Source organism: Candidatus Angelobacter sp. (assembly GCA_035607015.1).
GTDB lineage: Bacteria > Verrucomicrobiota > Verrucomicrobiia > Limisphaerales > AV2 > AV2.
Genome location: DATNDF010000362.1, coordinates 1 through 18,316, shown reverse-complemented (window position 1 = coordinate 18,316; position 18,316 = coordinate 1). Strand labels below are relative to the sequence as shown.

Sequence of the window (18,316 nt, the reverse complement as noted above, 5' to 3'; positions counted from 1 at the left end):
CGTGCCAACACCTCGCAATCGACTAACTCCTTGTAAACACGGCACGATAGAAATGTTTCTTCGAGAAGCTATTCTTCCGAATATTCCGATGGTGGGATTTTGCCGTCCCGCAAATGGGACTCCTTCGTCCTGGCGCGTGGTCACGGTCCGGTCGTCTGACCGTCTGGCTCTTCCTCCCAATTCATGGGAGACCATTTACTTTCGACGCGGGCAGGCTTCTCACCGAATGGCCGCAACGCCATTGCCCGGAAGTGTCCGTGGAAAAAATCCTTTGCATTCACCCACAAAACCACATCCGTCACCAAACCTATAAACAGCCACATTCCTGCGAATTGGGCCAGCGTGCTCTGGCGGAAGATTCCGACGCCGGCGGCAAAAAAAATCCAGGGCAACACCAAGACGCGCCAGAGCGTGGCCAGAATCGCCCGCACCGGATCGCGCGCGGTCAACCCACGCCACAACCCGACCCAGCAAAGACAGTAGAAATCAGCCAGCAACATGGCCGCGCCAGCTCCCGCCGCGAACGCCGCGTCCAGATCGCCCGCAGAGAGTATTTTCACGGCGAACGCCGCATCGAGAATCAAAAGCGCGGCGAGTGGACCCGCAAACCGGCGTCGGAACGCAGACAACATGCCGGCTGCGACTTCACGCGTTTGAAGCGGCGTGCAGAGCAACAGTTCCAGCGTCCCGCTCAACCGGTCGGAGGCGAGCACATGGCTGGCATCCGAGCCCACCCAGACCTTGAAGAGAGCATGAATGGCCACGAAAGCGGCAAAACTGATCTGCACCGATGCGCCGCTCGGGGAAGAGGGGTCGAAGCGGAGCCAGATCCACAAGGCCAGTGCGGGAAGGCACCAGGTTGAATGTTGCCTCCATCCATCGCGGCTGGCGAGCCATGTAATCGGATTTCTCGACAGCAGCTCGCGCCTTGATCGTTGCCGTTGGGCCGCCCCGAGCGACTGCAGGCGCGGCCACCGGGTGCCAGTTGCCCGAATGAAGAAGCTTGTTTCTTCCGACGACATCCGCGGCAGCAGTCGTCCGGCCGCCCAAAGGCAGCCCCACGCCAACAGGTCTGTCACAATCAGTGATCCCCAAAACGAGCCGGATGCGCCGCGGTAACGTGCATCGTAGGCCAGCAGGTAATTGCAGGCCGGGCTGAAGACAAACGCAAAGGAGGCCACCAGCGAAGAAGAGGATGCAGAAGCAGTGCCGACACCCAAAAGCGGCAGTCGGAAAACGCTCAGAAAAATTGCCGCCACGGCGACTGCTTGGGCCGCGCGCTGCTGCCGGCAGAATGTCGAAGTGAGGATCGCCACGGACAAGGAAAAGAAAAGGGTGTTCAGCAGAACCATCCACAAACGACAGACTTCGCCGGCCGTGACGCCGCCAACAATCAAGGAAACAGTCAGTGCGGGCAACATTGCGAAAAGACAATAAACCGGCGTCAATCCCTTGGCCGCAAGTTTGCCGAAAGCCACGTCGCGCCCGCGCAGGTCCGTCAGGAAAAGCAGACCCAGCGTCCCTTCGCGCCGCTCCTGGCTGATACAATCGGAGGTCAAAAACAAGCCTGCCAGCGCCGTGCCGATGAAGCCGGTCCAGCCAAGGAGTTCCAAAAGTGAATGGCCCAGCGAAGCGGCGCTTTTCCAGTCCGCCCAGACGAGCAATCCCCAACAACAGATGCCAACCGCCGCGCCGCCAGCCGCCAGCCGGGTGCGGAACGTGCGGGGACGGCGCACGCCTGCCCGCAACTCGTGTTCAACCAGAGGAATCCAATTCATCGGTTCGCCGATTGTTAAGCGGGTCCGGCGACGACTCAACCGTTTTACGCCCGCCCGCGACCGCTGCCGATCGCGCGCTACAGGCACCGTTCTGCCGCGGCATCCGGGAAAAATCCAAGCAAACAGAAAGACACCTCTGCCAGGTTGATTTGTATGATGTCTCCCATATCTCCCATATTTCCCGAGGGAGCATTGACGAAGCCACGCCGATCAGACCCGAAACGGACCGTGGTGCCTCCCGAGGACAGGCGAAACTTTGTGCTTCCCCGAAGAAGGCCGTTCGTCTTTCATGTCCGACAATCCTGAACGCGCCGCTCGAAGCGGCTCCGCAACTCGAGGTCGCCGTCGTGGAAATCCTTTACCTGTGTCTGTTCGCGGCCCTCGCCGGCTTTGTGGATTCGGTGGTGGGTGGTGGCGGCCTGATTCAGTTGCCCGCACTCCTCATTTTTTTGCCACCCGCCCTTTCGGTTCCTTTGACGCCGGTTTTTGGAACGAACAAGTTGTCGTCCATCTGCGGCACGGGCGCTGCCGTCGTACAATACTCGCGCCGCGTGCGGATCAACTGGCATTCGATCCTCCCTGCCGGGGTCGCCGCGTTTGTGTTTTCGCTGCTTGGCGCGTGGACACTTTCGCTCATCCGCCCGCAGGCGCTCAAGCCGCTGGTGTTGCTCCTGCTTGGCATTGTGGCCGTTTACACTTACTGGCGAAAAGACTTTGGCAACCTGCACGCGCCGCAGTTCACGGCGCATCGCGAAAGGCAATTCGGCGTTCTGGTGGGAATAATCATCGGCTTTTATGACGGCTTTTTCGGGCCGGGTACCGGCAGCTTCCTTATCTTCATCTTCATCGGCCTGTTTGGCTTTGATTTTTTGGCGGCCTCGGCGAGCGCCAAGGTCGTCAACTTCGCCACGAACCTGTCCGCCGTCGCTTACTTCTCTGCCGCGCACCAGGTCCTTTACGAATACGCCGTGCCGATGGGTTTGTGTAATTTGCTCGGTTCGCTCGCCGGCACGCGGTTGGCCGTTCTGAAGGGGAATTCATTCGTGCGCGTCTTCTTCCTCTGCGTGGTGGCGGTCATGATTTTGCGTTATGGCTGGGAAATCAGATCGGCGCTCCTCGCCACACGAGCCGTCTGGTTTGCCGTCATAGGACTCGCGGGTGTAATCCTGGGGTGGATTGTGTGCCGAAAGCGAAAGCAACCGCCTCCGCCGCCAGTTCAGTGATACTCCTGCAGCGTCTTCACCTCGTAGCCGATCTTCTTCAGTGCAGCAATGCCCAGCGCGGCGGCGCGCGCCCCGCTGAGCGTCGTCATAATGGGAGTGTTGGTGTAAACCGCGGTCGTGCGGATTTTGATTTCGTCCTCGCGCGGCGCGGCGCCGCTGGGTGTGTTGATGACGAGTTGGATTTCCTTGTTCTTGAGCAGGTCAATTACGTTTGGGCGACCTTCGAGCAGTTTGAGAGTACGTTGGACCTTCAGTCCGGCCTTTTCCAGCACGTTGGCCGTGCCGGCCGTTGCAACAAGCTCAAATCCCTGCTCGGCGAACAACTTCGCCACGCTGGCGACTTCGGTCTTGTGCAGGTCACTGACGCTAATGAACACTTTTCCGCACAGAGGCAACGGCGCGTTTGCCGCCATCTGGGATTTCGCGTAGGCGATGCCAAGATCAGCGTCCAGTCCCATCACCTCGCCCGTCGAACGCATCTCGGGCGAAAGCAGAATGTCCTGTCCGTGAAACCGGTTGAACGGAAACACTGATTCCTTTACCGCCCAATATTTCGTCCAGACTTCCCCCGTGAAACCCAGCTGCTTGAGGGTCCCGCCTGCCATCACCCTGGCGGCGAGTTTTGCCAGCGGCACGCCAATGGCCTTGCTGACGAAGGGGACGGTACGGGACGCGCGCGGATTGACTTCGAGGACATAAACCGCTTCGCCTTTCACCGCGTATTGCACGTTCATCAGGCCGACAACGCGCAGTTCGAGGGCCATTGCGTGGGTGTATTTGCGAATCTTCTCGACCACGCTTTTTGCGAGCGTGTGCGGTGGCAGCACCATTGCGGCGTCCCCGGAGTGAACGCCCGCAAACTCGATATGTTCCAGAATCCCGCCGATGATGACCATGCCGTCACCGGGGCTTTTGAATTGGCCGACATCTGCGATGCAATCCACGTCCACCTCCGTCGCGTCCTCGAGGAACTTGTCGACGAGCACGGGGCGTTCTGGCGAAGCCTCGACGGCAAAGCGCATGTAATGCTGCAGTTCGGCGTCGGAATAAACGATCTGCATCGCGCGGCCACCCAGCACGAATGACGGCCGCACGAGAACCGGGTAATCCAGTTGTTTTGCCACGGCAAGAGCCTCGGCCTCGTTCGTTGCGATGCCGTTGGGCGGCTGCGGGATTTTGAGCTTGTCGAGCATTGCGGCGAACAGCTTGCGGTCCTCGGCGATCTCAATGCTCTGGGGCGACGTGCCGATGATGTTCACGCCGTTTTTTTGCAAGCCGAGCGCGAGATTGAGCGGCGTCTGGCCGCCGAACTGGGCGATGGCGCCCCAGCATTTTTCGCGCTCGTAAATGTGAAGGACGTCCTCGAGCGTCAACGGCTCAAAAAATAACTTGTCGCTGGTGTCGTAATCGGTCGAAACGGTTTCGGGATTCGAGTTGACCATCAAAGTCTCGAAGCCGTCCTCCTTGAGGGCAAACGCGGCATGCACACAACAGTAGTCAAACTCGATACCCTGACCGATGCGGTTCGGTCCGCCGCCAAGGATCATCACTTTGCGTTTGTCGGAAGGCCGCACTTCGTCGTCGTCGCGGTCGTAAGTTGAATAGTAGTACGGCGTGTACGCTTCGAACTCGGCGGCGCAGGTGTCCACGAGGCGGTAGCTTGGAACCATCCCCAGTTTTTTGCGTCCGGCGCGAACGTCGTCCTCAATACGTCCGGTCAAACAAGCAATCTGAAGGTCGGAAAAACCCAGCGATTTGGCTTTGGACAGCAGTTCGGCGTTGAGTGGTGGCATCGGTTAAAATCGAACCCGGGAAAGTAAGCCGGAAAGCTGCCGGCGTGTCCAGATTCGAGTGATTTTGGACCAAGACGAACGTTGACCGCTCATCGATCACAAGGGTGCCGATGTTACCCGGAAAAAGCCCTGCGGGTCATGAGATTGCTGAAAATCCGTGAATGACTGGGGTGAGTTTGTAAGAGTCACCGTTTCCACAACGGACCAACCTTCATCCAGGTCGGTGGTGTACTCAATCGAGTAGGATTGACCCACCTCTCCTTCAACCGTGATTGTCAGATCCGGACTGATCGACAGGCGAGGTTGAGGCGGAGCCAGCAGACCGAACGCAGATAGTCCAAAGGCGGTCGCGACATAAACCCTGCCGTTCGAGATGGTAGGGACGCCGAAATGTTGCGCCAGCCCGAGTTGATCGCGGGCGCCCGCGTCGCTGCTGCTGTAGAATTGTTCAGCCAGATTCGTCGCATTATGGGCGCGCAGAACCGCCGGACCGCGGCTCGTGAAGAATGCATCGGTTTCAATCGCCCAGACGATCGCGTTGTTAGTGCCGTCGGCCGAAATGCTCGGGGTCACCCCGGGGTAACCGTATGTTGTCGATGTCTGGGAATCCGGTTGCGGTGTCAACAGGCCGTTGGTAATGCGGTAAGCTTTCAAGTGATCATTGACTCCACCGATGTAAACCAGGTTGTTGAAATATGCCGGCATGCTCCATGTGCCCGACACCGGGCCAAACGATTGCACGATCTGATCGTTGTTATTCGGGTTGTAACGTCCCATGTTGTCTCGATCTAAAAGATAGATGACGCCTTCCTTGCCGCAGCCGACGAGCAGATGCGGATGCGTAACGCTGCCGGCCACGTCTGGGAGAATCATCGGAGCGCCAGAGCCAAGGTCGCCGTCATTCGAATCGAGTTGCGCCTGGTCGTAAGGGGTGAAGAAATCGGTCACCACCAGAGTATTTCCCGAAGGCAGGAGCCGAAGAAAGCTATCGCCGTAATCCGGCCCGCCGGAATTTGCATCGAACGTCCCGTTGCCAGTCATGCAGTAGATGTTTCCATCAGCATCGCCCGCCGGAGCGGCTCCACTCATCCAGATGCCTCCCTCACTGCCATTGGGAGTGTCATTGAATGCCCGCGCGCGTTGCAGTGTGTGCGCGTCATAGCCAACGATCCACCCGTGGTAAGGTCCTTCGTCCCCTTGTGAAGCAAAAGCGACGTAAACCACGCCCCCAGCCAGCGTCAATCCCGTTCGCTGAAATTCCCAGTACGGATCAAATGAAATATTTCCTTGCGCGTCCGAACCTGCACCGGTCCCGTGAACGGAAGCCTGGATGTCGACCGGCCCGCCGAATTTGTTGGTGCCCGTCGCGACATCCAGCGCGAACAGCCTTTCTGCGTATTTCCTGGCGCCGCTGCTGTTGTCTTCAATTTTCGCGACGACGAAAAGCGTCCCGGTCGAAGGATCGATGACCGGAGTACCGGTGACGCCCAATTCGGGCGGATAGGTGAATCCGAACTCGCTCATCGGGACGGTAGTTACTCCAGCGGCCGGGTTGATGAAGCTGACCCGCCACAGTGGCGCGGCGTTATCACCCTGGCTATTGTCGGCGTCGAACGCATAAACGCTGTCGTGTTCCGTCGCGACGAATACGACATTATGTGTGCCTTTGCCGGGTATTGGCACGCCGCTCATATACAACGGTTGAGCGTAAACGTAGCCGTCCACCGGCTGCGTAAAAAGGAGACCGAAACTGTCCGGGTTCACGTTGGCGGGGGTAAGGATTTTTTCGTTCAGATTTTGTCCGGTTCGCGCGAGGTCGTTGTGGTATGTGAAAACGTTCACTCCCGTTTGAGCGATCAAGGTCGTTTGACCGATCAACAGGAACGACGCAACCAGATTAACAATCAAGAATTTTGTGCGCAACTTTTGCGCGGCTGATACGAGAGTTTTCATCGGGTTCGAAATTGCAGCTACAGATTGAAGATTCAGCAAAACCGGGACCATTCCCCCGAACTGCGCGTGCGGAGGTTGATGACGGAATCACACCAACGGGAGACGACGCTGAAAACTGCTCAAAGAAGTTCGAGTGTCCGTGAAAGTTCCGAATCCGTGTTATAGAAGTGCGGCGAGAGACGGAGATATTTTCGGCCGGCGCGGTCGGAACGCAGCGACACGCTGATGTTGGCAGCCTCCAGCTTTTCATGCAGTGCGGGCACATTCATACCGTCTCGATAAAACGTCACGATGCCGGAGGCGTTGGCCGCAATTACGTCACCTTGGAGCACCGTGTAGCCTTTGTCTTTCAGGGCGGGGACGAGCAGTGCGCGCTTGCGCAGCAGTTCTGAGGCGATCGCGTCGATGCCGATTTCCGACAGGAGTTCCAATGCCGCATTCAGGCCCGCGAGGCCGAGCAGATTCTGGGTGCCCGCTTCGTAGCGGCGCGCGTCGGCGCGTAGAATCATTTCCTCTCCGGCGATGTAATCGGGACAACGCACGTTGTGCCAGCCAAAGACAGCCGGTCTCAATCGTTCCTGAAGTGATTTTCGGACGTACAGGATTCCAGCGGCGCAAGGACCGAGCAACCACTTGTGTGCGTCCGCAGCGAGAAAATCAACATGCTCGACGGTTGTCGGGAAAGCGCCCAGTGTTTGGATGGCGTCCACGCAGAACAGGATGTTACGCTCGTGGAGTGCCCTGCCGATGGTGTCCAGATCAATCCGGAAGCCCGATACGAAATGGCAGGAGGCCAGCGCGACCAGACGCGTCTGTTCATCAACCTGGCCGATGACATCCGCGGGACGGATGCGGCCGAGTTCCCGCACGTTCAGGAAACGCACTTCGACGCCTTTTTCCGCGAGCGCCATCCACGGATAAACGTTCGCCGGATAATCGTCGAGGTAGATCAGAATGTTGTCGTTTTTTTTAAGTCGCAGGCCGGCCGCAACGAAATTGAGGGCGAGCGAGGTCGGCCCGACAAACGCGATTTCGTCGGGCCGGGCGTTGAGCAGCTGCGCGACGCGTTCGCGCGATCGGGACATTTGCCGGGCCGGCAATAACGTTTCCTGATCGTCCCTAGTGCAGCACAGGGCGTAATCACGAATTGCCTCGGAAACCCGGCGGGGCAGCGGGCAGACCCCCGCGTGCGCAAGAAATGTTTTTTCGCGCGCCACCGGGAACTCGTGGCGGCGGAGTTCTTCGTTGGAGAGCAGCTCGGTCAGCGTCATGCGCCAAGGCTAGCGGGGAGCCGCGTTCCGCAAAGAAAAAAGTCCGCGACGGTTTACGAACGCACGCCTCACGGACCGAGCTGTTGGAAGATGCCGTTGAAGTAACCTGTGTAGAAGCCTATGATCTGATAGGCGATGGCCAGCAGGATGGCAAAGTAGATCAGCCGTGGCACCCACTGGGCGAAGATGTGCAGTTTGCGCGAACCTTCTTCCTGGTAATGCTGATGGAGCCGACGGAGAGAATCGTCCAGTTGTCCGCTGACTTCACCCGTGTGATACAGATTGGCGAAGAGTTCCGGGAATTCAGGCGACCGCCCGATCAATTCGGCGGGGGTTTCTCCGGCCCGCAAAGCGCCATGCCAAGCGCCGACGGAACGTCGTAATGCCGGCGAGCCGCTCGCCGCCGCCGCGAGCTCCCAGGAATCGAAGATAGACACCCCCGCGCTGATCAAGGCTTCCAGGGCCGCGGACAATCGCGCCAGCGCCAGATTCCGCCGGGCGGGCCCAAGAAACGGAATCCATCGCATCGCCTTTTCCATCCGTGCGCGCCATTTCTCGCCGCGTTGGCCCTGGAGCGCGACCAGTAAAAGAAAAACCGCGCCGTAAGCGGGGGCCAGCAGGACGACCTTTGTCCGGACGAATCCGAGAATATCAAATCGGGTCACCAACTGGACGAGTTGAGAGACGGGGAAGATGAGGATGGCGAAGTGAAGCACAAAAAGTGGATAGGCAAGATCGGCCATGACCCGCCGCGCGAGCTGCGCCCGTTCGTTGTAATAATTTGCGAGCAGACGGAAGCATTCCGGCAAACGGCCGCTCTGTTCGGCCGCCTGAAGGAGAGCCAGGTCGAAGGAGGGAAGCCATCGACCGAGGTTGAGCATCGATTCCGCGAGCGTCGCTCCCTCGGTCACACTGGCGGTGAGCCGGGTGAGCGGTTCGCGAAACGAGTGGCCGGGCGGACTGCGCCGGATGATTTCCAGGGCCTGGATCAGGCCGACACCGGCGGTGAGGAGCGAAGCGAGTTGTGAATACAATTCTGCGCGCTGATTCAGTTGGCCGGGGGTGACGATCAGTGACATGACACCTCGTCCGGCGCGCTGTCAGACGACGGCCACCTTGTCGAGGTTCGCCTTCAAGTCGCGTTTGCTGCGCAGGCCGACCACCTGCTCCGCGACTTCGCCGTCCTTGAAAATGAGCAACGTCGGGATGGCGCGGATGCCGTATTGAGTGGCGATGGACTGGTGCTCGTCGATATTCACTTTGCCGACCTTGACCTTCCCGTCGTATTCGCTGGCGAGTTCGTCCAGTATTGGCGCGATCATTTTGCAGGGGCCGCACCACTCAGCCCAAAAATCCACCAGCACGGGCGTGGGTGATTCCAGTACTTCTTGCTGAAAATTGGCTTCGGTCAAAGTGACAATATTTGCGGCGGACATACGACGTGAACGGGTTTGGAGGGTGAGACGGTCTCCAGAAAATCTCAATTACAACGTCAACACGCGGACCAGGACCGCCACTGTGATGAGTGCGGCAGCGACAGCCAGCGATTTGTCGAGACCACTGACGCCCGCCAAGACCGGCGCAGGCCGCGGAGCGGGGGCCGGTCGGCCGGCAGGGGCCGCCGCGGAACGCGGAGTTGGTGTGGGTGGTGCGGGAGCGTGCGCGGCCACAGGCGCCGCCGGAACTGCGGCGGCGATCGGAGCGGCTGGAGCAGCGTGAGCTGCCGGCGCGGGCGCTGGAATTTTGATGGTGGGTGCGGCTGTCGGCTTGGGGGGTAAATTGATCCGCACGGTCTCTTTTTTGGGCTGCACTTTCGCAGCCTCGGCCGGCCTCGGGGGGACGGCACCCGATGGAGTGTTGGGAATGTTCTCAGCCATAAACGTTTTGTGAACCCAAACTAGAGTTGGTGCAGGTGGGTGTCAAATGCTTATTCGCGGCAATCGGGCGACAAAAAAACGGGCCGGTGAAACCGGCCCGTCACCGCGACGTTGCAATTGCTGAATCAGTAGCGCTCGCGACGACCGCCATCGCGGCCACCACGATAGCCGCCGCCCCCGCCTCCGCCGCCGCCGCCCGAACGGGGCGGACGCTCCTCGCGCGGTCGCGCGATGTTGACGGTGAGCTGACGGCCTTGAAATTCCTTGCTGTGGAACATTTCGACCGCTTTGTTCGCCTCTTCCGAAGTCGAGAACTCGACGAAGGCAAAGCCGCGCGATTTGCCGGTAAATTTATCGAGCATCAGGTTTACAGAAGTAACCACGCCCGCCTGGGAGAAGTACTCCTGCAGGTCGTTTTCCATCGTTTGGTAAGCGAGGTTACCCACGAAGAGTCTGGATTCGTTGTTCATGCTTATTGGTTGTCCCGCTCAAAAAACCCAGTGGGGGGATTCTGCACCGGCAGGATCACTGAATGTCGAACTTCTTCACTGACATTTGTCTTTCTGACACCGACACCGCAAGTTCTTTGTGCTGCGGCGAGGTTGCTACAAACCGCCGCGGCGAGTCAACAAGAGATTCGCAGGTTTCGTCCGCGCAACCGGCCGGCGGATTTACGGGACAGCCGCGTTTTGTTGCAGCATATCTTCCACGATCCGCTCGACGCGCGCGAGCTGGAACGGTTTGGAGAGATGAGGATTGCCGGTGGATTGCAAAAAAGCCTGCGTCTCCTCATTGACCACGTCGCCGGTCAGGAAGACCACCCGGCGCGCCAGTTCCGGTTTTTTCTGGACGGCATGATGGTAAAACTCCTGGCCGTTCATTTTCGGCATGCGAAAATCAGAAATGATCAGGTCAAACTCGCGTCGCTCGATCATTTCCAACGCGTCCATCGGGGCATGGCATAACGTAGTGGAATGGCCGAGCAGTCCGAGCATTTCACCAAGCAATTCCGCGATTGCCTGTTCGTCATCAAGCACGAGAATCCGCGCGGAGCGTTCGGCTGGAGCATCATTACACGCGGGCAACACAGCGGGTTGAGCCGGGGAGTCCGCTTCGATGTCAGGACTGACAACGGGCAATTCGAGAACAAAACCGGCGCCCCCGATCGCCGACGGCTCGTAGGCGATCCTTCCGCCGTGATCGGCCAGAATGCTGTGGGCGATCGATAACCCAAGCCCGGTCCCTTTGCCGACGTCCTTGGTGGTGAAGAACGGCTCGAAAATGTAGGGCAACACTTCCGGCGGAACCCCGGGGCCGTTGTCCTCCACCGTGATCTTGACGGTGTCCTCTTTTCGTTGTGTGGAAATCTGCACCCGCCCCGGTCGCGGCGTTTCCGAGAGCGCATGAATTGAGTTGTTAAGCAGGTTGACCAGCACCTGCTGAATCTGGTCAGGGTCGGCGTGGGTCGAAGGCAATTCCGGGTCGAGGTGCAGCCGCAGTTCCACCCGGCTGTTCTGCAGGTCCAGTCGGCGCAACTCTGCCACGCGTTTGACCAGTTCGTTCAAATCCACCGCCTCGCGGTGTGTTGGCTGTTCGCGCGCAAAGGAAAGAAAATTGTTCACAAGTTTGGCGGCGCGGTTGCTTTCATTCGCAACCTTTTCGAGGTCGGTTCGCGTTTGCATCTTCAATTCGTCCCGGCGGAGGATGAGTTCAAGGTACCCTTTGATGACCGCCAGAGGGTTGTTTAATTCGTGGGCCACCCCGGAAATCATCTGCCCAAGTGCGGATAATTTTTCCGCCTGGCGAAGCTGTTGTTCCAGGCGCGCGCGTTCGGTCAGTTCGCGCAAAAAGAACTGGTAGGCGGCGCGGCCTTCAAAACTGATCGGCGCCCCGTCCGCCTCCGTCGGCGTGGCTCCGCCGTCGCGCCGCACCAGGTTCAAGTGGCGGTGGCGGCAGATCGCGGCGAACCACTCGGGCCCGGTCTGAGGTGACGGTTGTGGCTCCGGATGCAGCTGACAAAAGCTCGACAACGCATTGGAGTCGGCATGGTTAATCCCCAGGAGCCGCTTCGCCGTCTGATTCAACTCAAGAATCCGCAGGTCCTCCGCGTCGGCAATGACGATGCCCTCGCTGGCCTGGTCGAACAGGCTGCGATAGCGTTCCTCGGTGGAGAGGACTTTTTTTTGCAGAAAGTCGGTTTTTGTTTTGTAGGTACGGATCCTCTGAAACGCCCGGTGGTTCGTGTGCCGAACCTCCTCCAGCGCCAGGATGATCATGCTCACCGCGATAAAAAGCTGGAGCACTGCCGAAATAAAATAGCCCGAGCTGATCAGTTGGTCGGAGCCCTGAAAAAACGGGTACGCGCCGATGTAAATTCCCCACAAAGCGAAGCCGCAGGCCAGCAGACCTGCGCCAAGAAAAGGGTTTTGCGCGCGAAATTTGAAAAAACACCAGCCGGTCATCAGACTCGCCAGACCCACCAGCACAAACACCGGCAACTGTGTTTGCAGCGGGCTGTCCAACTGGTAAGCGCCCACATAACCCCAGAGGAACAGGAATGCGAGGAAGAGCGCGAGCTGGGACGGTTTCGTCCGCTGACGCAGAAACGAAGCGCTTCCCCACAGCAGGAACACCGCCGAAGCGCCAATGCACCACTGTTTCATCATGATCAACGACGGGGTTTCGCGCACGTTCACAGAAGCGATGCACAACCCCAGCCAGATGGCGTGGAAGAGCCACGCCACGGTCCAGAAACTGAAGTAGCGCCGTTTGGTGTAGCGGTTGAGGTAGGAAAAAATACCCACCAGAACGCTGACGCTCAAAAAGGAATCAATTAACGCCGCCTTGAGAGACTCCCGGGGGAAATACAGGTCGAATCCGATAATGTCGTTCACGTTTTTGCTTTTGTTGGCGGGGGAAAGCCGCCGGAGTTTCAGCCAGCCCGGTCCGTCGTGGCGAGCGGTCAGGCATCACCAGCCGGCACACAGGGCTTTCTCGCTTCGCGCTCACCAACCTGGGCGAGGGATCAATGCTGAACCCGAATCGAGCTTTGCCCGCAACGCACGCTAACGCGATGGCGGGGAGTTTTTACCCTGGGCATTCGCGCGCTTGGCCACAGGCGGCAACTGAACAAAGTTGCCTTTGCCGCGCTTCAGGATCGGCACGATAATGCCGTTGTGGTCCACGCCGAATTTCAGGAATTGAACCTGCAAATGCTGTTTCTGATATACAGACATGAACATTTTTTTGCTCGCAACATGATCGCCGGAATTCCTGAACCTGGTGAACCCTTCACCAGAGTATTGCGCCAGCGTTTCCATCAGCGGCGAACGGACAGGGATACGACGAGTTCGTAAGCATTCCCAAGCACCAGAAGTGCCAGCGGAAAAGCCGCTCCTCGACGGGGCGTTTCAACCTTTACTGTCCGCTTTCTGTAAGATCGTGTCCGCGAATCGGACAGCGCTTCGTTCCAATGCCAGAATTGACGGCGGGCACAGGACAGTGTTGGAATCTTTTGCGGGGCCCGCCATCTTGGAATTCATGGAAGCGACAGAAAAACGGTTCCCGTGGTCAACCAATCCCGGAAAACTATCGCGTCATGTTGAACAAAAACCGCCAGTTCGATTCGCTCCGCAGCACGGCCGGGAGAATAAAGTGACGAAGGACCGGGAAAAACAATGTGCGTTGCACCAGGGCGGACCATCGCAATCTCCGGCCGAATGACGCGTCACACTGCTCCGCGTGTTTTCCTTTTGCCTCGTCCCAGGTTGAGTCGCCGCGCGCGTAGGAGGTCAACGGTTCCACCGCAAGTCCAGCGGACTCGAATGCCATGGATATTCCATTGCCTGTCACCGGCGCAATCATTGTGAGCGCGTCGCCAATGCAGAATTCCTCAAGATCGGCCGCCCGGCGCGGACGTAGCGACAACCCCCCGACCGTGCAAAAAGATGCGCGGTTCCAACGGGCGGAGGAGAGGCGCTGGTAGAGCAATGACCCCGGGTTGCCCCGCAACCGATCGACCAGGTCCCGGCGTTCTTCACCATCACCCTTTCTCCGGCGAAACAATCCGCATACATTGACTTCATCGTCGCTGATCCGGCACAGACCGGCGTAACCGTTGCTCAAAAAATGCATCTCCAGGTCCGCGACGAGGGGGACGTTGACAACATGCGCCTTCACTCCAAACCAGCGCCAGCCTTGCTCCGTTGCCTGAGCGCGGCGGCCGGTGGACCGCACAACACCTTCGGTGAATTTCTGCTCCCGCCTTTGCGTTTCGCAACGCAACACACCGCCGGTTTTGCAGAACCTTTCGGCCAGATCGCCATCGAGCTTGAACCTTGAAATGCAAAAAGCCGGGCGCGGCAGGGTTCGAACCGACAGGCTGCGATTCTCCAAAAAAAATGCCGCTGTTGTGGCGGGGCGGGCCCCCGCCCCCCTGAGAATATCCAGCAACCCTGGAGGTTCAAAGGCCGCCAGCCCGCGCCCATTTATAAACTCACCGCAGACACGATGCCGCGGAATGCGTCCTGCCTCCCAGACAGTCACAGGTACCTGGCGCTGTCGCAGGCCGATCCCCAGCGTCAGTCCAGCCAACCCTCCCCCGATGATTGTGATCGAACGCATGGCGATCACGGGTTCGCGCGACCATCACGGCGATGCGCTTGAAAACAATGGCTGAACAACCCGACGGCTGCTTCCCGTATGTGCCAGTTCGCGTCTGCTGGCCACAGCGCTGAAAGTTCGCGGCGGTCAAATCCGGCGCGAATGCTCACCGCCGCGTCGTGGCGGGTGACGCTGCCGCAACCGATGAGCCAGAGCCATCGGCTCGCCCGCATCGCTGCGGGATAACGCCTCGGATCGCAGGCAAGGAAGCAATCGGTTCGCTCCGCCACCAGGCTCAGGATTTGGCGCAGCCCGGTTTCGGAAAAGTGATGCAGGAACAGGTTGGCAGTGATCAGGTCCACCCGGTCATGCGAGGACTGGGTCAGCCACTCCGTTACCTCGGCCGCGATAAATTTGACCCTCCACGATAATGCCTCGAATTGGCGTCGGGTTTCATCGCTGATGATCGCCTGCCGGTCCACCAGCACCAATTCCACATCGCGCCATTGAGCAGGGAGGTTTCGCGCGAGTCTTAACATCAAAGTTCCGTCGCCGGCGCCCAAATCCGCGATGCGCTTCGGCGGCGTACGGATAAACGTTTCCCGCAATGCCGAGCCGAGAACGCGGGCATTGCCCATCAGCGCGTTGACGCGACGAAGGTCACGACGCGAACGGATCGCCCGCGGGTCATCTGCCGGGAGCCCGTCCAACAGTTCCGGTTCGACGAGTCGTTCCATCTTCAGTCAACCGGCCATGGACGCCGGGGTGTCCCGGAATATCGTAGGCGCGAGTGACTCTACAGGTATCATTCCACTCCCAGCAGCGCGCCGTGGCAACTGAATCCCGCGCCGAACGACGATATCCACCACAGCCCACCGGGAGCATTCTCCGACAGTGCGGCCTGCAGCACGAAATAGACAAATGGACTGCTTAGATTGCCGAATTCCTGCAACACCGCCCCGCTCCAGCGCAAATCCCTTTCCGTCAATCCAAGTCTCTCCTGCATGGCCAGCAGGACTTCGCGTCCACCCGCATGAAGAATCCAGCCAGAGATTTGCGTGCGGGACGCGCCGGAATTCGCCAACATCCGGGCGAGCAATCGTCCCGCGTGCTTTGCCGCCAGCGCCGGCACCTGCCGCGAAAGTATGTTCCTCAGCATCCCGTTGCGGTACTCAAACCGCAGATAATCGCGGTCTTCCGGGCTTAGAATGGAATCGGCCGTCTTCCATTCAATGCCGCGTTTGCCCGGCGCGGGCTTGTTCGACAAAACCGCCGCGCCCGCGCCGTCGCCAAACAAGCACGCGCTGATCAGCACCCCCGGATCGTTGTCGAGGTAGAACGCCGCGCTGCAAACTTCGACGCATACCGACAAAACCTTCCCGCACCGCCCCGACGACACCAGAGCTTCGGCGGCCCTCAGGTTCGGGAGGGCTGCGCCGCAACCCTGCCCGACGAGGTCGAGTGTCAACACATCGGGACGCAAGGCGAGACGCTCGGTAGTGTAACTGGTCAAACCCGGACACAAATATCCCGTACACGTGCTGACGATTACGGCATCGATGGCGTCTGGTTGCAGCGACGCATCCTTCAAAGCCGAGGTTGCTGCTTGCGCCGCCATGGCCGGGGCGTGCTTTGTAAACCGGGAATGCAATGCATCAGGAGTTAAATCGAACGCTTCGTCAAGTGGGTCGAGCGCCAGATACCGCGTGGCAATGCCGTTGTCGCCCAGCAAAACCTTTTTCAGGATCGCCTTCGACCGGCCTGTAAGCTGCGAAAACTGTTTCGCGGCCCGTAACGCCTCCCAACATTCGCTCTGCGCGTAACGATTCGGCGGCGTCGCCGTCCCCAGTCCAATGATGAACATGCCGGAATTTAGCTTAACTGCGTTCACCCGCGCCAGCGACAATCGGTCCGGCCCAAATTAATGCCCACCACGGTATTTGACGGTCCCGGGCAAAGCGCGTTAGATTGCGCGCGGATGAAAGCAGTGACCAACATCGTGCTCTACGACGACCAGTGCCCGATGTGCACGTTTCAAATGCGCGCGTTGTCATGGCTCGACTGGTTCAACGTCGCGTCGCTCCTGCCGATGTCCAACCCGCGGGCGAAGGAAATTGCGCCCGACCTGACAGCGGAGGATTTGTCTGCGGCCATACACTGCGTGACGCCGGACCGGAAAGTCTATCGGGGCGCGCGCTGCTTCCGCTACATCGGCCTGCGGATGCCCCTGCTCGTGCCGTTGGCGCTGATCCTCTGGATACCCGGCGTGATCTGGATTGCGGAGAGAATTTATACCTGGGTCAGCCGCAACCGTTACGTGCTCAGCAAAGTTTTCGGCTGCAAGGAAGCTTGTGCGATTCTGCCGGAACGCAGACGCGACAAGGCAATCGAGCCAGCGAACAGCAAGCCTTGAGGCGAGTCGGCAAACCGCCGAACGCGCACCGGGATTTTTCGTCTTGGACTTTTCCACGCGACTTCGCAATGCGCTTGAAACGGCGCGCAAAGAATTGTTGGCGGCGCGCCCTGCGGTCGGTCATTGGGTCGGTGAACTCTCAAGCAGTGCGCTTTCCACGGCGACCGCGATCTGCGCCCTCGCTCTTGCTGAAAAGCACAATCAATCGCTCCGCACTTCATACCCGGCGCTGCGCATTTCCCAAGGTCTCGACTGGCTCGCGCGACACGTCAACACCGACGGCGGCTGGGGCGACACGACTCTCAGTTTCAGCAACATCAGTACCACGACGCTTTGCTGGGCGGCGTTCGGCGTCGTGCCTGGCGCGGACGAAAAGTATCGCGGGGTCGTGAAGGGCGCGGAGCGCTGGCTGGCTGGACGCGCCGGGGGCATCACACCGGAGAAACTCGCGCCCGCCATCATCGCCCGTTACGGCGAGGACCGCACCTTTTCCGTCCCGATTCTGACGACGTGCGCGTTGAGCGGACGACTCAGCTCGGGCGCGGCTGCTTGGAAATGGGTATTGCCATTGCCGTTCGAACTGGCTGCGCTGCCCCACCAATTCTTCGCCGCGTTGCGCCTGCCGGTCGTCAGTTATGCGTTGCCCGCCCTCATCGCCATCGGACAGGCGCGGCACCATCATTTACCGTCGCGAAATCCGGTCGCTCGCATTGTCCGCAATCTGACGCGAGCGCGAACACTCGATGTGCTCACCGACATTCAACCGTCGAGCGGCGGATTTCTCGAAGCCACTCCGCTTACAAGCTTTGTCGTGATGAGTCTCGCGGGCAGCGGGCAGGTCAATCATCCAGTGACGAAGAAGGGAGTCGAGTTTCTCGTGGCGTCGCAACTCGCCGACGGCAGTTGGCCGATTGACACCAACCTCGCGACATGGGTGACGACTCTCTCGGTTAATGCCTTGGCGAACGACCCGTCTTTTCAACTTCCACTCGACGAACGCCACGCAATTGGCGACTGGCTTGTGAAACAACAATATCGCGACGTTCAACCTTACACGAATGCCGCGCCCGGCGGCTGGGCGTGGACCGATCTGCCAGGGGGCGTGCCGGACGCTGACGACACCGCCGGAGCGTTGCTGACGTTGCGCAATCTCTGGGTAGGATCGCCGCAGCCCGGCGAGCCGGTCGTGCAAGCGAGGAGGCGTGAAGTAATTGATTCAGCCATCGCCGGCGTCACATGGTTGCTCGAAGTCCAAAACAGCGACGGCGGTATCCCGACGTTTTGTCGTGGCTGGACGAATCTGCCATTCGATAGAAGTGCGCCGGATTTGACGGCCCACGCGTTGCGCGCCTGGAATGCGTGGTTGCCGGACTTGACTGCGGGTTTGCTGCGTCGTGTTCGGCGAG

Annotated in this window: 14 protein-coding genes and 1 pseudogene; 3 read left to right on the top strand and 12 right to left on the bottom strand. The window is 59.3% G+C overall.

Annotated features, from left to right (window positions below):
- Positions 1-140: 140 nt before the first annotated feature.
- Entirely contained in the window at positions 141-1,778 is a 1,638-nt protein-coding gene (locus tag VN887_14545; GenBank protein ID HXT41227.1) for an ABC transporter permease subunit, read from the bottom strand.
- A gap of 149 nt (positions 1,779-1,927) precedes the next feature.
- On the opposite strand from VN887_14545, the gene VN887_14540 reads away from it, so the two are divergent.
- Positions 1,928-3,001, top strand: coding sequence for a sulfite exporter TauE/SafE family protein (locus tag VN887_14540; protein HXT41226.1), 1,074 nt, complete (start codon positions 1,928-1,930; stop codon positions 2,999-3,001).
- Here the strand turns inward: VN887_14540 and carB are convergent.
- The 11 genes and pseudogenes from carB to VN887_14485 form a co-directional block, all read right to left on the bottom strand.
- Positions 2,995-4,785: pseudogene (carB, locus tag VN887_14535) on the bottom strand (carbamoyl-phosphate synthase large subunit). The gene VN887_14540 and the pseudogene carB sit on opposite strands and share 7 nt — an antisense overlap.
- A gap of 105 nt (positions 4,786-4,890) precedes the next feature.
- Entirely contained in the window at positions 4,891-6,747 is a 1,857-nt protein-coding gene (locus tag VN887_14530; GenBank protein HXT41225.1) for a pyrrolo-quinoline quinone, read from the bottom strand.
- A 119-nt stretch (positions 6,748-6,866) separates the two neighbouring features.
- A complete protein-coding gene (locus VN887_14525; protein ID HXT41224.1) occupies positions 6,867-8,018 on the bottom strand; it encodes an aminotransferase class V-fold PLP-dependent enzyme in 1,152 nt (383 codons plus the stop codon).
- A 68-nt stretch (positions 8,019-8,086) separates the two neighbouring features.
- Positions 8,087-9,097, bottom strand: coding sequence for a type II secretion system F family protein (locus VN887_14520; protein ID HXT41223.1), 1,011 nt, complete (start codon positions 9,095-9,097; stop codon positions 8,087-8,089).
- 21 nt (positions 9,098-9,118) lie between these two features.
- Positions 9,119-9,454, bottom strand: coding sequence for a thioredoxin (gene trxA / locus VN887_14515; GenBank protein ID HXT41222.1), 336 nt, complete (start codon positions 9,452-9,454; stop codon positions 9,119-9,121).
- A 566-nt stretch (positions 9,455-10,020) separates the two neighbouring features.
- Complete coding sequence (locus VN887_14510; protein ID HXT41221.1) at positions 10,021-10,365, bottom strand: RNA-binding protein; 345 nt, start codon at positions 10,363-10,365, stop codon at positions 10,021-10,023.
- Between the two features lie 201 nt (positions 10,366-10,566).
- Positions 10,567-12,789, bottom strand: a complete 2,223-nt coding sequence (locus VN887_14505) for an ATP-binding protein (protein HXT41220.1) — start codon at positions 12,787-12,789, stop codon at positions 10,567-10,569.
- A gap of 171 nt (positions 12,790-12,960) precedes the next feature.
- Positions 12,961-13,131: a hypothetical protein gene (locus tag VN887_14500; GenBank protein HXT41219.1), complete on the bottom strand. Its 171-nt coding sequence runs from the start codon at positions 13,129-13,131 to the stop codon at positions 12,961-12,963.
- A 352-nt stretch (positions 13,132-13,483) separates the two neighbouring features.
- A complete protein-coding gene (locus tag VN887_14495) occupies positions 13,484-14,518 on the bottom strand; it encodes a hypothetical protein (protein HXT41218.1) in 1,035 nt (344 codons plus the stop codon).
- 5 nt (positions 14,519-14,523) lie between these two features.
- A complete protein-coding gene (locus tag VN887_14490) occupies positions 14,524-15,234 on the bottom strand; it encodes a methyltransferase domain-containing protein (GenBank protein ID HXT41217.1) in 711 nt (236 codons plus the stop codon).
- Positions 15,235-15,302: 68 nt separating this feature from the next.
- Entirely contained in the window at positions 15,303-16,361 is a 1,059-nt protein-coding gene (locus VN887_14485; protein ID HXT41216.1) for a 3-oxoacyl-[acyl-carrier-protein] synthase III C-terminal domain-containing protein, read from the bottom strand.
- 114 nt (positions 16,362-16,475) lie between these two features.
- On the opposite strand from VN887_14485, the gene VN887_14480 reads away from it, so the two are divergent.
- Together VN887_14480 and VN887_14475 are read left to right on the top strand one after the other, a co-directional pair.
- On the top strand, positions 16,476-16,910 hold the full coding sequence (locus VN887_14480) for a DUF393 domain-containing protein (protein ID HXT41215.1): 435 nt from the start codon (positions 16,476-16,478) through the stop codon (positions 16,908-16,910).
- 43 nt (positions 16,911-16,953) lie between these two features.
- On the top strand, positions 16,954-18,316 hold a 1,363-nt coding region (locus tag VN887_14475), incomplete at its 3' end, for a prenyltransferase/squalene oxidase repeat-containing protein (GenBank protein ID HXT41214.1).

What these genes read in the sequence shown, in the direction of transcription:
- VN887_14530 (HXT41225.1), bottom strand. Translation starts at nt 6,747, where the DNA reads ATGAAAACTCTCGTATCAGCCGCGCAAAAGTTGCGCACAAAATTCTTG.
- VN887_14480 (HXT41215.1), top strand. Translation starts at nt 16,476, where the DNA reads ATGAAAGCAGTGACCAACATCGTGCTCTACGACGACCAGTGCCCGATG.
- VN887_14500 (HXT41219.1), bottom strand. Translation starts at nt 13,131, where the DNA reads ATGTCTGTATATCAGAAACAGCATTTGCAGGTTCAATTCCTGAAATTC.
- VN887_14545 (HXT41227.1), bottom strand. Translation starts at nt 1,778, where the DNA reads ATGAATTGGATTCCTCTGGTTGAACACGAGTTGCGGGCAGGCGTGCGC.
- trxA (HXT41222.1), bottom strand. Translation starts at nt 9,454, where the DNA reads ATGTCCGCCGCAAATATTGTCACTTTGACCGAAGCCAATTTTCAGCAA.
- VN887_14495 (HXT41218.1), bottom strand. Translation starts at nt 14,518, where the DNA reads ATGCGTTCGATCACAATCATCGGGGGAGGGTTGGCTGGACTGACGCTG.
- VN887_14520 (HXT41223.1), bottom strand. Translation starts at nt 9,097, where the DNA reads ATGTCACTGATCGTCACCCCCGGCCAACTGAATCAGCGCGCAGAATTG.
- VN887_14525 (HXT41224.1), bottom strand. Translation starts at nt 8,018, where the DNA reads ATGACGCTGACCGAGCTGCTCTCCAACGAAGAACTCCGCCGCCACGAG.
- VN887_14510 (HXT41221.1), bottom strand. Translation starts at nt 10,365, where the DNA reads ATGAACAACGAATCCAGACTCTTCGTGGGTAACCTCGCTTACCAAACG.
- VN887_14490 (HXT41217.1), bottom strand. Translation starts at nt 15,234, where the DNA reads ATGGAACGACTCGTCGAACCGGAACTGTTGGACGGGCTCCCGGCAGAT.
- VN887_14485 (HXT41216.1), bottom strand. Translation starts at nt 16,361, where the DNA reads ATGTTCATCATTGGACTGGGGACGGCGACGCCGCCGAATCGTTACGCG.